The 16,202-nt window shown below is 71.2% G+C and carries 12 protein-coding genes and 1 pseudogene; 12 read left to right on the top strand and 1 reads right to left on the bottom strand.

What is annotated here, in order from left to right; all coding sequences use genetic code 11:
• The 3 genes and pseudogenes from B9S58_RS04710 to B9S58_RS04700 all read left to right on the top strand — a co-directional run.
• Positions 1-517, top strand: a pseudogene (locus B9S58_RS04710) (rRNA cytosine-C5-methyltransferase); the annotation flags it as partial.
• Positions 518-699: 182 nt separating this feature from the next.
• Complete coding sequence (gene rpe, locus B9S58_RS04705; protein ID WP_103530867.1) at positions 700-1,383, top strand: ribulose-phosphate 3-epimerase; 684 nt, start codon at positions 700-702, stop codon at positions 1,381-1,383.
• 133 nt (positions 1,384-1,516) lie between these two features.
• The gene (locus B9S58_RS04700) at positions 1,517-2,512 is read left to right on the top strand and encodes a sugar-binding transcriptional regulator (RefSeq protein WP_103530868.1); all 996 of its coding nucleotides are present in this window, start codon (positions 1,517-1,519) and stop codon (positions 2,510-2,512) included.
• Positions 2,513-2,583: 71 nt separating this feature from the next.
• On the opposite strand, the gene B9S58_RS04695 is transcribed toward B9S58_RS04700, so the two are convergent.
• A complete protein-coding gene (locus B9S58_RS04695; protein ID WP_103530866.1) occupies positions 2,584-3,660 on the bottom strand; it encodes a terpene cyclase in 1,077 nt (358 codons plus the stop codon).
• Positions 3,661-3,960: 300 nt separating this feature from the next.
• Between B9S58_RS04695 and B9S58_RS04690 the strand changes: the two genes are divergently transcribed.
• The 9 genes from B9S58_RS04690 to B9S58_RS04650 form a co-directional block, all read left to right on the top strand.
• Positions 3,961-5,427, top strand: coding sequence for a GuaB1 family IMP dehydrogenase-related protein (locus tag B9S58_RS04690; protein ID WP_103530865.1), 1,467 nt, complete (start codon positions 3,961-3,963; stop codon positions 5,425-5,427).
• Between the two features lie 165 nt (positions 5,428-5,592).
• Positions 5,593-7,050: an aldehyde dehydrogenase family protein gene (locus B9S58_RS04685; RefSeq protein ID WP_103530864.1), complete on the top strand. Its 1,458-nt coding sequence runs from the start codon at positions 5,593-5,595 to the stop codon at positions 7,048-7,050.
• Between the two features lie 147 nt (positions 7,051-7,197).
• The gene (locus B9S58_RS04680) at positions 7,198-7,656 is read left to right on the top strand and encodes an Lrp/AsnC family transcriptional regulator (protein WP_030584164.1); all 459 of its coding nucleotides are present in this window, start codon (positions 7,198-7,200) and stop codon (positions 7,654-7,656) included.
• A 378-nt stretch (positions 7,657-8,034) separates the two neighbouring features.
• Entirely contained in the window at positions 8,035-8,832 is a 798-nt protein-coding gene (locus tag B9S58_RS04675) for a carbon-nitrogen hydrolase family protein (protein ID WP_103530863.1), read from the top strand.
• A 48-nt stretch (positions 8,833-8,880) separates the two neighbouring features.
• A complete protein-coding gene (locus tag B9S58_RS04670; RefSeq protein ID WP_103530862.1) occupies positions 8,881-10,590 on the top strand; it encodes an NAD(P)/FAD-dependent oxidoreductase in 1,710 nt (569 codons plus the stop codon).
• Positions 10,591-10,899: 309 nt separating this feature from the next.
• Positions 10,900-11,712 (top strand): CoA ester lyase, encoded by an 813-nt coding sequence (locus tag B9S58_RS04665; RefSeq protein WP_103530861.1) that lies wholly within the window; start codon positions 10,900-10,902, stop codon positions 11,710-11,712.
• A 383-nt stretch (positions 11,713-12,095) separates the two neighbouring features.
• Complete coding sequence (locus B9S58_RS04660; RefSeq protein WP_258044186.1) at positions 12,096-13,532, top strand: aminopeptidase P family protein; 1,437 nt, start codon at positions 12,096-12,098, stop codon at positions 13,530-13,532.
• Positions 13,533-13,634: 102 nt separating this feature from the next.
• Positions 13,635-15,077 (top strand): aminopeptidase P family protein, encoded by a 1,443-nt coding sequence (locus B9S58_RS04655; protein ID WP_258044185.1) that lies wholly within the window; start codon positions 13,635-13,637, stop codon positions 15,075-15,077.
• Positions 15,074-16,202, top strand: a 1,129-nt coding sequence (locus B9S58_RS04650; protein WP_181009185.1) for an AAA family ATPase, incomplete at its 3' end; no start/stop codon positions are given. The genes B9S58_RS04655 and B9S58_RS04650, both read left to right, overlap by 4 nt.

Below are 16,202 nucleotides of genomic sequence, written 5' to 3'. Positions count from 1 at the left end.
GGGCGCCGCCCTGCTCGCCGCCGAGAAGCAGCCGCACCGTGCCCGGCTGGTCGAGCGGGCGCTCGCCGGCAACCCCGGCCCGTACCAGGTGATCACGGCGGACGGCACCCGTCCGCCGTGGCTGCCCGGTACGTTCGACCGGATCCTGATGGATGTGCCCTGCTCCGGTCTGGGCGCGCTGCGGCGTCGTCCGGAGTCCCGCTGGCGGCGTCGCGCCGAAGACCTGGAAGCTTTCGCCCCGCTCCAGCGCGGCCTGCTGCGCGAGGCGTTGACGGCCGTACGGGTCGGCGGCGTGGTCGGCTACGCGACCTGCTCGCCGCATCTCGCGGAGACCCGGGTGGTGGTCCAGGACGTCCTCAGGGGCCGGGGCGGGGAGCCGGTGGAGGCGGAGTGGATCGACGCCCGTCCGCTGATGCCCGGAGTGCCCGCTCTCGGTGACGGACCGGACGTCCAGCTCTGGCCGCATCTGCACGGCACGGACGCGATGTACCTGGCGCTGCTGCGCCGGACCGGCTGACCGTCGGACGGGCTGACCGTCGGACGGGCTCGCGCGGAGCGGCTGGATCTCGCCCCGGGCGAAGAGCAAAAGAACAGTAAAGCGCTGGCAAAATGCCCAGAATGTGCGAACTGTGATGGCTGCGTGAGGCTTCGGAGCACATCGAGGCGGGGAACCGGCGGGAGACGTGGCACGCTTGGGTCATGGCGCAGATCAACCCCAGCATCCTGTCCGCCGATTTCGCGCGTCTCGCCGAGGAGGCGAAGGCCGTCGAAGGCGCGGACTGGCTCCACATCGATGTCATGGACAACCACTTCGTGCCCAACCTGACCCTCGGCGTGCCGATCGTCGAGGCGCTCAGCAAGGCCACGGACACTCCGCTGGACTGCCACCTCATGATCGAGGACGCGGACCGCTGGGCCCCGCAGTACGTGGAGGCCGGAGCGGGTTCCGTCACCTTCCACGCGGAGGCCGCGGCGGCTCCGGTGCGTCTGGCGCGGGAGATCCGGGCGAAGGGCGCGCGCGCCTCGATGGCGCTCAGGCCCGCGACGCCCATCGAGCCGTACGAGGACCTGCTTCCCGAGCTGGACATGCTGCTGATCATGACGGTCGAGCCGGGCTTCGGCGGCCAGGCCTTCCTGGACATCATGCTGCCGAAGATCCGCCGCACCCGGGAGCTGATCAGCAAGCACGGCCTCGAAATGTGGCTCCAGGTCGACGGCGGGGTCTCGGCCACCACCATCGAGCGATGCGCCGAGGCCGGCGCCGATGTCTTCGTGGCCGGATCGGCGGTCTACGGAGCGGCGGACCCGGCGGCGGCGGTGCGGGAGCTGCGGGCACAGGCGGACGCGGTCACGGCCGTCGCCCCCTGGGCGTGTGGCCACTGAACCAAGGGCAGATGAACGCGGTCCGACAGGACCGATCAAGGATCGCCGGATCTGACAGGATGAACGGCGTATCGGGCGTGTGAACAGCAGTGAGGAGATCGCGGTGTCTGGCATCTCGGCGGGTCGGTCAGCCATGCGGATGGGACCCGCGGAGCTGGTGCAGGCGGCGGCCATGGCCCGCCGGTTCTACCTGGAGGGCAAGTCCAAGATCCAGATCGCCGAGGAGTTCGGCGTGAGCCGCTTCAAGGTGGCCAGGGTCCTGGAGACCGCCCTGGAGCGTGATCTCGTACGCATCGAGATCCGGGTACCGGCCGAGTTGGACGCCGAACGCTCCGACGCCCTGCGGGCCCGGTACGGGCTGCGGCACGCGGTGGTCGTGGAGTCCCCGGCCGAGGAGCAGGAGGACGCTCCCGACCCGGAGAACCTGGGTGAGGTCGCGGCCGACCTCCTCGGCGAGCTGGTGGTCGAGGGCGATGTGCTCGGCCTGGCCTGGGGGCGCTCCACCATCCACATGGCGGCCGCCCTCGACCGGCTCCCGCCGTGCACGGTCGTCCAGCTGACCGGCGTCTACGACGCGGGCACCGCCGAGCGCGGCTCGGTCGAGGCGGTCCGCCGGGCCGCCCAGGTGTCCGGCGGCGAGGCGCACCCCATCTACGCCCCGATGCTGCTGCCCGACCCCGCGACGGCCGCCGCGCTGCGCGACCAGACGGGCATCGCCCGCGCCTTCGAGTACTTCGACAAGGTGACGGTCGCCGCCGTCTCCATCGGCTCCTGGGAGCCGGGCATCTCCACGGTCCACGACATGCTCTCGGACGCGGAGCGCGCCCATTACGCCTCGCTCGGCGTCGCCGCCGAGATGTCCGCGCACCTCTTCGACTCCGACGGCCGCCGGGTCGGCCGTGACCTCGGGGAGCGCTGCATCACCGTGGAGGCGGACCGGCTGCGCCGGATCCCCGAGGTGGTCGCGATCGCGGGCGGCCAGCGCAAGGCGGCGGCGATCGGCGCGGTGCTGCGCTCCGGCCTGGTCACCAGCCTGGTGACGGACACCGCCGCGGCCGACTTTCTGCTCACCGAGTCCGCCGCGGGCACGCGCCCGGCGCTGGAGCGGGCCGACCCCGACGGGGAGTGACACCGGCGGGAACGCGCTGAGGGCCGTGCACCGCATCCGGTGCACGGCCCTCAGCGCGTCCTGATCCGCGGTCAGCCGGCCGGTGGCGCCTCGGCCGCGCACGGGGCCGGGGCGGCGGCCTTGGTGCGTGCGGGCGGGATGCCCAGCACGGTCTCCTCCAGATACTCCTCGGGCTCCTCGTACTGGCCCACGTCGGCGGGGTTGTAGCGGGGCGTCTGGCGCGACCAGTCCAGATTGCCGCGCATCCAGCTCCGCATCCCGTCGAGGTAGGGCACCAGCAGCCCGGCCAGCTCCGGGTACAGCTCCAGGAGTTCGTCCTCGGCGGTCAGGAACCGTTCGGTCTCCATCGCCAGGCGCTCCGCGACGTGGTCCAGGGCCTGCTGCTCCCCGAAGCCCCGGTGGTGGCGGACCAGGTGGACGAGGTTGTGGATCTCACCGAGCACCTGCTCCTTCTCGAAGGAGTACACGTCGTTGGCCCAGCACACGTGGTTGCACGCGGCTTCCAGGGCGGTGATGAAGCGGGGGTCGTTGTGGATCGACTCCGGGGCCTCGATGCCCGCCACGATCTCTATGAGGTCCATGCAGACGTGGATGGCCCCGGTGTGCCGACGCTTGGCGATGTACGTGTCCTCCGAGGGCACCACGTCCTCGGCGCGGTTTCCCGCCTCCCAGGTCGTGGCGGTCGTGAGGTAGGTGACCAGATGCCAGGCGAACCGGGTCCGCCAGTGCGGGGCCGCGTTCGGCATCGTACGTTTCCACAGGTCGGCCAGGGCCGTCACGGCGGCCGGGGCGTCCTCACCCGGCAGCGGCTCGGGGGCGGAGCCGTCGACCACCGCGCGCATCCGGTCGACGACGTCTCTCACCCGGTCGGGTGAACGGCCGAGATGGCCGTCGTCGAGCTGGTCGTCGACCAGGAAGAGCCAGACGAACCAGTCGGCCACCAGATCGAGGTGGTCCGCGTCGGCCGTCGGATAGACCATGCCGACGAACGCCCCGAAATCGGCTTGTTCGAATCGGTTCCTCGCGGACTCGCGGTGGACCAGACCCGTCCGTCTGGTCCAGGCGTCCAGATGCCCCCGGGTGTGTCCCACGTGCGGGTTGGTCCGCTGCGGGAACGGGCAGTAGATGTCCGGCAGTTCGCTGTCCACGGGCGGATCTGGATCCTCTCCGGTCAAACGGTGTGCCCAGGGTTGCCGACGAGCCGGATCGACGCTTCGGACACCCCCGAGACCTGCGGGTTTGAAGCTACCTGACCCCTTGTCACCCGGTCCAGGGATGATGATCACGAGTGATTCGAATCCCGTTCGGGTAGGGGTCCGTGGGTAAGGCAGGTTCCACTTGCCCGGAGCCCCCCGGCCGCCTCTTCGGAGGAACAGACGAACGCGGGGGTCTTTTGCTGTGTCTTCGTGGAAACGACCTGCACCGTTTCGTATGAAAAAATGAGTGTTATGCGTTTTCTTGAGCCGGGCACCGGTCGCTACACAGAGTCCCCCGCGGTCCCGTACGACCTCACGTACGACGACGTCTTCATGGTTCCGGGCCGCTCCGCGGTCGGCTCCCGGCAGGGTGTGGACCTCTCGTCGCCCGACGGGACCGGTACCACCATTCCGCTCGTGGCCGCCAACATGACCGCCATCGCGGGCCGCCGAATGGCCGAAACCATCGCCCGCCGCGGCGGGCTCGTCGTCATCCCCCAGGACATCCCGATCGAGGTCGTCACCGACGTCATCTCCTGGGTCAAGACGCGCCACCTCGTCCTCGACACCCCGATCGAGCTGGCCCCCGGCCAGACCGTCGCCGACGCGCTGTCGCTGCTGCCCAAGCGCGCCCACGGCGCGGGCGTCGTCGTCGACGCCCACCGCCGTCCCGTGGGCGTCGTCACCGACCACGACCTCACCGGCGTCGACCGCTTCACCCAGCTCTCCGAGGTCATGTCCAAGGACCTGGTGCTGCTCGACGCCGACATCGACCCGCGCGACGCCTTCAACAAACTCGACGGCGCCAACCGCAAGCTCGCCCCCGCGGTCGACGCGCAGGGACGCCTCGTCGGCATACTCACCCGCAAGGCCGCCCTGCGCGCCACGCTCTACACCCCCGCCACCGACGCCGAGGGCAAGCTGCGTATCGCGGCCGCCGTCGGCATCAACGGCGACGTGGCCGGCAAGGCCAAGCAGCTCCTGGACGCGGGCGCCGACGTCCTCGTCGTGGACACCGCCCACGGTCACCAGGAATCCATGATCAGCGCGGTCCGCGCCGTCCGGGCGCTCGACCCCCGGGTGCCGATCGTCGCGGGCAACATCGTCGCCGCCGAGGGCGTGCGCGATCTGATCGAGGCGGGCGCGGACATCATCAAGGTCGGCGTCGGACCCGGCGCCATGTGCACCACCCGGATGATGACCGGCGTCGGCCGCCCGCAGTTCTCCGCTGTCCTGGAGTGTGCCGCCGAGGCGAGGAAGCACGGCAAGCACGTCTGGGCGGACGGTGGCGTCCGGCACCCGCGCGACGTCGCGATGGCGCTCGCCGCCGGCGCGTCCAACGTGATGATCGGCTCCTGGTTCGCCGGCACGTACGAGTCGCCCGGCGACCTCCAGCAGTCCGCCGACGGCCGCTTCTACAAGGAGTCCTTCGGGATGGCCTCGGCCCGCGCCGTCAAGAACCGCACCTCGGAGGAGTCCGCGTACGACCGCGCCCGCAAGGCGCTCTTCGAGGAGGGCATCTCCACCTCGCGGATGTTCCTCGACCCGACCCGCCCGGGCGTCGAGGACCTGATCGACTCGATCATCGCGGGCGTCCGCTCCTCCTGCACCTACGCCGGTGCCGCCTCCCTGGCGGAGTTCGCCGAGAAGGCGGTCGTCGGCGTCCAGAGCGCTGCCGGTTACGCCGAGGGCAAGCCGCTGCACGCCAGCTGGAGTTGATCCCGGATTCACCGCAACGACCCCGCCCTCTCCGGTACTTCGCGCCGGAGGGGGCGGGGTCGTTTCCGGGCTCCCGAAGGCGCCCGGGGGTGCGCTTCAACTCTGTTGAGATATAAGTAATATGAAGCGCACTCAGCTGCCTGCCTCTCTGCGGTAAGGGATCTCATGTCCTTCTTCACTGACCTGGCCCACCAGTACATCGACGGCGAGTGGAGGTCGGGGAAGGGGTCCTGGGACATCATCGACTTCAATCCGTTCGACGGGGAGAAGCTCGCCTCGATCCCGGTCGCCACCGCCGACGAGGTCGACCAGGCCTACCGCGCTGCCGAGCGCGCCCAGCAGGCGTGGGCGGACACCAACCCGTACAGCAGGCGGGCCGTCCTGGAGAAGGCGCTGCGCCTCGTCGAGGAGCGCGAGCCGGAGATCGGTGAGGCCATCGTCGCCGAACTCGGCGGCACCCGGCTGAAGGCCGCCTTCGAACTGCACCTGGCCAAGGAGTTCCTCCGCGAGGCGATCCAGCTGGCCCTGCGTCCCGCCGGACAGATCCTCCCCTCGCCGACCGAGGGCAAGGAGAACCGCGTCTACCGCGTGCCCGTCGGGGTCGTCGGCGTGATCAGCCCGTTCAACTTCCCCTTCCTGCTCTCCCTCAAGTCCGTCGCGCCCGCGCTGGCCCTCGGCAACGCCGTCGTCCTCAAACCGCACCAGAACACCCCGATCTGCGGCGGCACCCTGCTGGCCAGGATCTTCGAGGACGCCGGGCTGCCCGCCGGGCTGCTGAACGTCGTGATCACCGACATCGCGGAGATCGGCGACACCCTGCTGGAGCACCCCGTGCCGCAGGTCATCTCCTTCACCGGATCGGACAAGGTCGGCCGCCACGTCGCCACCGTCTGTGCCCGGAACCTCAAGCGCGCCGTCCTCGAACTCGGTGGCAACAGCGCCCTGATCGTGCTCGACGACGCCGATGTCGACTACGCCGTCGACGCGGCGGTCTTCAGCCGGTACGTCCACCAGGGCCAGGTCTGCATGGCCGCCAACCGCATCCTGGTCGACCGCGCGGTCGAGGCGGAGTTCACCGAGAAGTTCGTCGCCAAGGTCGCCTCGCTCACCGTCGGCGACCCCGCCGACCCGGCCACCCAGATCGGCCCGCTGATCAACTCCTCGCAGGCCGAGTCCGTCTCCAAGCTCGTCGACCAGACCGTGGCGGCCGGGGCGACGGCCCTCCTGCACGGTCGCGCCGACGGCAACCTGGTCAGCCCCTCCGTGCTGACCGGCCTCGCCGCCGACTCGCCCGTCCTGCACCAGGAGATCTTCGGCCCCGTCGCCCTGCTGATCCCCTTCGACGGCGAGGACGAGGCCGTCCGCATCGCCAACGACACCCCGTACGGGCTCAGCGGCGCCGTCCACACCGGCAACATCGAGCGCGGGGTGCGGATCGGGCAGCGCATCCACACCGGCATGATCCACATCAACGACGGCACCGTCCACGACGAGCCGATCGTCCCCTTCGGCGGCGAGAAGAGCTCCGGCCTCGGCCGGCTGAACGGCGACTCGATGATCGAGGCCTTCACCACCCAGAAGTGGATCTCCATCCAGCACGGCCGCTCGCAGTTCCCCTTCTGAGCACCCTCCGAGCACCTTCTGACCGGTCCCGATCGGTCACCCCACTGCGCCGAGCACGCCCGCGACGGCTGCTCATGGTCTACTGCGGGAGGCGGCACGCGCCGCCTCCCGCAAGCCGACCCACCGCAGAGAAGTGAACCGCCCGACGTGCGCCTGAACGACCTCGACGAACGCATCGTCCACGCCCTCGCCGAAGACGCCCGGCGCTCCTACGCCGACATCGGCGCGCTCATCGGCCTCTCCGCCCCCGCCGTGAAACGCCGCGTCGACCGGCTGCGGGCCGAAGGCGCGATCACCGGCTTCACCGTGCGGGTCGACCCGGCGGCGCTCGGCTGGGAGACCGAGGGGTTCATCGAGATCTACTGCAGCCGCAACACCTCCCCGGAAGCGATCAAGCAGGGCCTCGCCCGCTACCCGGAGATCGCCGCGGCCTCCACCGTCACGGGCGACGCGGACGCGGTGGTGCAGGTCTTCGCCGCCGACATGCGCCACTTCGAACAGGTCCTGGAGCGGATCGCGGGGGAGCCGTACGTCGAGCGGACCAAGTCCGTCCTGGTGCTCTCGCCGCTGCTGCGCAGGTACTCGGCGGAGGCGCCGCCGGTCTAAGGGCTGTCCCGTGATCCCTGGTGGATCAGCGTGCGGCGTCGGATACGGTGCGTCGCAAGGCGGAGGGACGTCCGGGTACTGGAGGTGTTCGGGGTACTGGAGGTGTTCGGGCGTTCCGACAACGCGGCGAGGTGCCGTAGCTGTCGTCGCGCGCCCGCCAGGGATCACGGGACAGCCCTTAGGGTCAGTCCGGCGCACAGTGGTGCACATCACCCCGCTGACCTGCATGGATCCACGGCGCAACGATTCGCTGCGGCAAGCCTGCCCCGCGCAACGAATCAACGGTCGACGCGCAATACTCGCGCCTTGTCCGGGGCGAACCGGGCCACGTACCTTCGATACGTCTCCCCACTCCGCCCGCACCGCCCGAGGTCAGCCATGCCGTCGTTGCGCACCGCCCTGCTCCAGAGCTCCGGACGTCCGGGCGCTGTGGCCGAGAACCTGAAGGTGCTCGACGAGGCCGCCGCACGGGCCGCCGGCGCGGGGGCCCGGCTGCTGGTCTCGCCCGAGCTGTTTCTCACCGGATACGCCATCGGCGACGCCGTCCCCGTGCTGGCCGAGCCCGCCGACGGACCCGGCGCCGAGGGCGTCGCCGAGATCGCCGTACGCCACGGACTCGCCGTCCTGTACGGCTACCCGGAGCGCGACGGGGAGCGGATCTTCAACGCGTCCCAGCTCATCGGCCCCGACGGCGCACGGCTCGCGAACTACCGCAAGACCCACCTCTTCGGCTGCTTCGAGCAGGAGTGGTTCACCCCCGGCGAGCAGACCGTCGTCCAGGCCGATCTCGACGGCCTCCGCATCGGCCTGCTGATCTGCTACGACGTCGAGTTCCCGGAGAACGTACGGGCGCACGCCCTGGCCGGTACTGACCTGCTGCTGGTGCCCACCGCGCAGATGCATCCCTTCCAGTTCGTCGCCGAATCCGTCGTCCCCGTACGGGCCTTCGAGAGCCAGATGTACGTGGCGTACGTCAACCGTACCGGTCCGGAAGGCGAGTTCGAGTTCGTCGGGCTCAGCTGCCTGGCCGGACCCGACGGCACCGTGCGCACCCGCGCCGGGCGCGGCGAGGAGCTCGTCGTCGGCGACGTGGACCCGGAGTTCCTGGCCGCCTCGCGCGCCGCCAACCCCTATCTCCAGGACCGCCGCCCCGGCCTGTACGGCTCCCTCGCCTGAGCTCGCCTCCTCCTCCAACTTCCTTACCGCGCAAGGAGTCCGTACCCCATGACGTCCACGGTGCCCAACGCCGTCCAGCACACCGACGCGTCCGCCCCCCCGATCACCATGTTCGGGCCGGACTTCCCGTACGCGTACGACGACTTCCTCGCCCACCCGGCGGGCCTCGGGCAGATACCGGCGACCGAGCACGGTCAGGAGGTCGCCGTCATCGGCGGCGGGCTCTCCGGGATCATCGCCGCGTACGAGCTGATGAAGATGGGCCTCAAGCCCGTCGTCTACGAGGCGGACCAGATCGGCGGCCGGCTGCGCACCGTCGGCTTCGACGGCTGCGACCCCTCGCTCACCGCCGAGATGGGCGCGATGCGCTTCCCGCCCTCCTCCACGGCGCTCCAGCACTACATCGACCTGGTGGGCCTGGAGACGCGGCCCTTCCCCAACCCGCTCTCCCCGGCCACGCCCTCGACCGTCGTGGACCTCAAGGGCGAGTCGCACTACGCCGAGACCATCGACGACCTGCCGCAGGTCTACCGCGACGTGGCCGGGGCCTGGAACGCCTGTCTGGAGGAGGGCGCCGACTTCTCCGACATGAACCGGGCGCTGCGCGAGCGCGACGTCCCGCGCATCCGGGAGATCTGGTCGCAGCTGGTCGAGCGGCTCGACAACCAGACCTTCTACGGCTTCCTCTGCGACTCCGACGCCTTCAAGTCCTTCCGGCACCGCGAGATCTTCGGCCAGGTCGGCTTCGGCACCGGCGGCTGGGACACCGACTTCCCCAACTCCATCCTGGAGATCCTGCGCGTCGTCTACACCGAGGCCGACGACCACCACCGCGGTATCGTCGGCGGCAGCCAGCAGCTCCCGCTGCGCCTGTGGGACCACGAGCCGCAGAAGATCGTCCACTGGCCGCTCGGTACCTCGCTGGCCTCCCTGCACGACGGCGAGCCGCGACCCGCCGTGACCCGGCTGACCCGTACCGCGGGCAACCGCATCACCGTCACCGACGCCACCGGCGACATCCGCACCTTCCGGGCCGCGGTCTTCACCGGCCAGTCCTGGCTGCTGCTCTCCAAGATCGACTGCGATGACGCGCTGTTCCCGATCGACCACTGGACGGCGGTGGAGCGCACCCACTACATGGAGTCGTCCAAGCTGTTCGTGCCGGTCGACCGGCCGTTCTGGCTGGACGAGGCAGTCGACGGCCAGGGCAACGCCACCGGCCGCGACACCATGTCGATGACGCTCACCGACCGGATGACCCGGGGGACGTACCTCCTGGACGACGGGCCGGACAAGCCCGCCGTCATCTGCCTCTCCTACACGTGGTGCGACGACAGCCTGAAGTGGCTGCCGCTCTCCTCGAAGGAGCGCATGGAGGTCATGCTCAAGTCGCTCGGTGAGATCTACCCGAACGTCGACATCCGCAGCCACATCATCGGCAACCCGGTCACCGTCTCCTGGGAGAACGAGCCCTGGTTCATGGGCGCGTTCAAGGCGAACCTGCCCGGCCACTACCGCTACCAGCGGCGGCTGTTCACCCACTTCATGCAGGACCGGCTGCCCGCCGACAAGCGGGGCCTGTTCCTCGCGGGTGACGACATCTCCTGGACGGCCGGCTGGGCCGAGGGCGCCGTGCAGACCGCGCTGAACGCCGTGTGGGGCGTCATGCACCAGTTCGGCGGGGCGACCGACGCGACCAACCCCGGCCCCGGCGACGTCTTCGACGAGATCGCCCCGGTGGAGCTCCCGGAGGACTGACCGGAGGACCGGGCGGGAGGCCGGCCCGGGGCGTCGAACGGCAGGACGGCGCACCGACGCGACGCGGGCATCAGCGGAGGGCGTGAACAGGAAGCGCCCCACCGGACCCGCGCCCGCGTCGGTCCGCTGCCCGAACTCCGCGGCCGGTGAGAGGAATCCACGCAGCCGCCACGGCGCCGACCGGCCGGAGTCTCATCGGAACGGACGAACGACGGTGCCGAAGAAGGCGCGATCCCCGAATTGGGCGACTCCGCCCTTCGCCGCGCATGATGGCGCTCTGGAGCCAGCCGTCGAGGAGAGGCCATCCGTATGAGCATGCCCGTGAGCCGGCTGGAAACGGCCCGCAGCCTGTTGTTCGTTCCCGGGGACCGGCCGGACCGGTTCGACAAGGCCGTCGCCACCGGCGCGGACGTGGTCATCATCGACCTGGAGGACGCGGTCGCGGCGCCGGACAAGCCTCGCGCGCGCGACCGGGCCGCCGCCTGGCTCGGCGCGGGCAACAGCGCCCTGGTCCGGATCAACGCGCCCGGCACACCCTGGTGCGACGACGATCTCGCGATGGCTGCCGGGTGCGGCATGCCCGTGATGGTGCCCAAGGCCGAGGACCCTTTCGTGCTCGCGGGCCTGGCCTCCCGAGCGGGCAGGGTGTCCCCCCTGATCCCGCTGATCGAGACGGCGGCCGGGATCGAGCGGGCCGTGGAGGTGTGCACCACCCCGGGGGCGGTCCGCGTCGCCCTCGGCAACGTGGACCTGGCCGGGCAGCTCGGAGTGGCGCACGACGACCACGTGGCACTCGCGTACGCCCGTTCCCGGCTGGTCTCGGCGTCGGCGGCGACGGGGCGGAGCGCTCCGGTCGACGGTGTCACGACCGGCGTGCGGGACGTCGACGCGCTGGCCGCGGACATCGCCCACGGGCGCCGGCTCGGTTTCACCGGAAAACTGTGCATCCACCCCGCACAGGTCGCCGTCGTGGCGGAGCGGTTCGCGCCGACCGCGGGCGAACGTGAGTGGGCCCGGGCCGTGGTCGCCGCGGGCGACTCCGTCACCGTGGTGGACGGACACATGGTCGACAAGCCCCTGCTGGAACGCGCCCGCCGGATCCTCGCCGCCGGGGGCGGCTGACCGGCGCAGACTCTACGAGGAGGGCAGGGGCCCGCCCAGAGACAAATGACGTAAGAGCATCCGCGAGATTTCATACATACGTATGACGTGGGGATGGGTAGGGGCTGCAAGAGTGCCGTTCACGGCAAGAAGCTGTGCTGCCTTGGAAGTTGAGGGGGTCCGTGCAGGTGCTGCTCGGTCCGTGCGGGACCGGTGCTGAATCGGCGCGGATGACCGGGCCCACGGCACGCCGCCGCTCTCGCCCGGCTCAAGGCGTGCGCCCGGAAAGGCGGTTGCCGGGACGGACGCGTTTCCCTTGAGATATTCCGGTCGGTTGCCCGATGGGCGCCGACTTCTGCGATGGAGGAGGAACACGCGTGACGGATTCGCATCAGGAGGCTGTCGTGGCTGATGAGTCGGATGAGAACAGGACGCGGAAGAACGGACTGTACGGGGACGTGAGTACCGAGCTCGCCGAGAACATGAAGCAGGGCTGGGCGGACACCGAGCGCCGCGACCTCGAACCCATCGCGCAGGCGGCGTACACCGCACGGCGTCGGGCGGCGCTCTCCGCCCTGTTCCCCGGTGAACTGCTGGTGGTCCCGGCCGGCAACCCGAAGGTCCGTGCCAACGACACGGACTATCCGTTCCGGCCGTCCTCCGACTACGCCTACCTGACGGGGGACCAGTCGCAGGACTCCGTGCTGGTCCTGGAGCCCGGCCAGGACGGCGGGCACCGGGCGGTCGCCTATCTGCTTCCCCGGTCGGACCGCGAGAGCGGGGAGTTCTGGCGCGATTACCACGGTGAGCTCTGGGACGGCCGTCGCAACAGCCTCACCGAGAACGAGCGGCTCCTGGGCCTGCCCTGCCGCGACGTCCGCACGCTGGCCGAGCGGCTCGCCGAGGCCACCGGCCCGATCCGTCTGCTGCGCGGCTACGACGCGGGGGTCGACGCCGCCCTGGACGACAAGGTGACCGCCGAGCGCGACACCGAGTTCCGCGTCGCCCTGTCCGAGATGCGCCTGCGCAAGGACGAGTTCGAGATCGCCGACCTGCGTCACGCCTGCCAGGCGACCGCGCGTGGCTTCGAGGACGTGGTGCGCATCCTCGGCACGGACACACCGACCCTGGAGCGGGCCATCGAGGGCACGTTCTGGATGCGTGCGCGGATCGAGGGCAACGACGTCGGTTACGCGTCGGTCTGCGCCGCGGGACCGCACGCCACGACGCTGCACTGGGTCCGCAACGACGGCGAGACCCGGCCGGGCGAACTGGTGCTGATCGACGCCGGAGTGGAGAGCCGCAATCTCTACACCGCCGACGTCACCCGCACGCTGCCGGTCGACGGCCGCTTCACACCGGTCCAGCGCAAGGTGTACGACGCGGTGTACGAGGCGCAGTCGGCCGGTATCGCCGCGGTCAGGCCCGGCGCCAAGTACCGGGACTTCCACCACGCCGCTCAGCGGGTGCTGACCGAACACCTCGCCTCCTGGGGCCTGTTCGGTGAGCGGTCGGTGGACGAGGCGTACGAGCTCGGGCTGTACCGCCGCTGGACGCTGGCCGGCACCGGTCACATGATCGGCCTGGACGTCCACGACTGCGCCAAGGCCCGTACCGAGCTGTACGTGGACGGGACGCTGGAGGCGGGCATGGTGCTCACCGTCGAGCCGGGCCTGTACTTCCAGTCGGACGACCTGACCGTGCCCGAGGAGCTCCGCGGCATCGGCGTCCGGATCGAGGACGATTTCCTGGTCACCGACGAGGGCAACGAGAACCTCTCGGCCGGCCTTCCCCGGGCGGCCGACGAAGTGGAGGCGTGGATGGCCCGGCTGCGGGGCTGACGGCGGCAGCCGCGGCCCGTCGGGGCCGCGGCTCGAACAGGTTCGTTCTCCATGCGAGGCGAGGACGGACCACCACAGGACAGTATGACGGGGAGGCGTGCGATGGAACGGCAGGACGGTTCGCGCGGGGCGCGGAGTCACGATCGTCGAGCACCGGCCGCGGTGGCGGAGGTCTTTCGGCAGGGGTGGGCGGATACGGACCGGAGGCTTCCGGCCGTCTCCGGAGCCGCGTGCGCGGCCAAGCGGCGTGCGGCGGTGTCCGAGCGGTTTCCCGGGGAGCGGATCGTCGTCCCGTCGGGCGGGCTCAAGACCCGCAGCAACGACTTCGACTACGCCTTCCGGCCGCATTCCGCGTTCATCCACCTCACGGCCGAGCAGGGGACGGGAGCGGTGCCGGACAGCGTGCTCGTCTTCGAGCCCACCGGCAGCGGGCACGAGGTCACGCTGTTCACCCGGCCGAGGTCACCGCGCGACGCCGGTCCGTCCGGGGCGGAGTTCTACAGCGACCGGCAGCACGGCGAGTTCTGGGTCGGCCGGCGCCGGACGCTCCGGGAGACCGCCGACGCCCTCGGTGTCGAGGCGGCCGCCCGGGACGCTCTGGAGCGGGCACTCGGCAGTGACGTCCCGACCAGGGTGGTGCGCGGCGAGGACGCGCTCGTCGACGCGCTGGTCCCGCCGTCCGCGCCGGCCGACGCCGAGCTGCTCGCCTTCCTGTCGGAGTCGCGGCTGGTCAAGGACGCGTGGGAGATCGAGCAGCTGCGTGCCGCCGTCGGGCACACGGTCACCGGCTTCCACGACGTCGTCAGTGAACTGCCCCACGCCACCCGCCTCGCCCGCGGCGAGCGCTGGGTGGAGGGCACCTTCAACCGGCGGGCCCGGCTGGAGGGTTACGGCCTGGGGTTCGAGACCATCGCGGCGGCCGGCGCGCACGCGTGCGTGCTGCACTGGATGCACAACGACGGCCCGGTGCGGCAAGGGGAGCTGCTCCTGCTGGACGCGGGTGTCGAGGCAGACTCGTTCTACACCGGGGACGTCACCCGGACGCTGCCGGTCGGCGGCCGCTTCACGGATGTCCAGCGCCGCGTATACGACCTGGTGTTCGCCGCCCAGTCGGCGGGCATCGCAGCCCTGCGGCCCGGCGCACCGTACGGCGCCTTCCACGACGCCGCGACGCGCGTGATCGCCGAGGGGCTCGACGCCTGGGGCCTGCGGCCCGGTGGCGGGGCGGTCCCGCACGAGCCCGAGCTCTACCGCCGGTACACCGTCTGCGGTACGGGCCACATGCTCGGCCTGGACTGCCACGACTGCGCCGCCGCCCGCAGCGAGACGTACCTGGGCGGCGTGCTCGAGGAGGGCCATGTGCTCACCGTCGAGCCCGGGCTGTACTTCCAGCCCGACGACCTGACCGTCCCCGAGGAACTGCGCGGCATCGGCGTGCGGATCGAGGACGACTTCGTCATCACGGCCGACGGCGCGCTGTGTCTGTCGTCGGGTCTGCCACGCGATGCGGACGCGGTCGAGGCGTGGATGGACGAGCTGCGGTGAGGGCGCGCCGCCCGCTGGTCGAACAGGTCTCCGGAGAGCTGCGGCAGGCAGGTGCGGTGGCGGTGGTCGGACCCACGGGGTTCGGTAAGTCCGCGGTGCTGGACGCGGTGTGCGCGGTGTGGCGGTCCTCCGGGGATCCCGTGGTCAGGCTCAGCTCGGCGCCCGCCGACGCACACCTGCCGTACGTTCCCCTGGTCGATCTCTTCACCGTGTGCCCGGCGGACGTGAGCGGCGAACTGCCGGACGTCCAGCGATCGACGATCGACTGGGTGCTACGCCGTGTCACCGGGCCCGAGCCCGATCCCGCGATTCTGCGCGTCACGGTCCTGTCGTGCCTGCAGGCGTGGGGGCGCAGGTCCCGGCTGCTGTTGGCCGCCGACGACATGCACTGGTGGGGCCCGGACAGCCTGGATGTCTTCGGCTTCGCGGCACGCCGCAGCCGCGGCAGTGTGTCGCTGCTGGCGGCGATGCGGCCCGACGGCCCGCTGCCGCACGACGTCCTCGGCGGCGACGCGGTGGAGATCGCGGTCCCCGCGCTCAGCCCCCAGGAGTCGGCAGCCGTCGTGCGGTCCTTCGGGATCCCGCTGCGGACCGCCGCGCGCATCCACACGGCGACGGGCGGCAACCCCCGGCTGGTCTCGGACATCGCCGCCGGACTGGCCCGGTCCGGGGCACCGGCGGTCCTGGACGCCCAGCCGCTGGCCCCGCACGCGCGCAAGGCCCTCCGAGCGTGGCTGGCGGGGCTTGCGGCCCCGGTGCACTGGGTGCTGCTCCTCGCGGCACTGGCGGCCGACCCGTCGCTCAACACCGTCCGCCGTGCCGCGGGACCGTCCGCCGACGCGGCCCTGGCCGACGCCGAGGCCGCCGGGCTGATCCGGGTGGCCGGCACCGTGTGCTTCCCGGCCCCGGTCGTACGCGAGTGCCTCCTCGCCGAGGCCAGCGGCGAGGCGGTGCGCCAGGCGCATCTCGCCCTCGCTGCCGCCGCGTCCGATGACGACGACCGCGTCTGGCACGAGGCATCCGCCCTGACCTCGGCCGAACTTCCCGCGCGGCTGGTCCCCACGCTGGCCGACGCCGCCACCGCCGCACGGCAGAGCGGCGACCACACCCGGGCCGCCGAGTTCG

Source organism: Streptomyces sp. SM11 (genome assembly GCF_002910905.1).
GTDB lineage: Bacteria > Actinomycetota > Actinomycetes > Streptomycetales > Streptomycetaceae > Streptomyces.
Note: the sequence above shows the minus strand (reverse complement) of the source record. Positions and strands in the feature narration are given on the sequence as shown.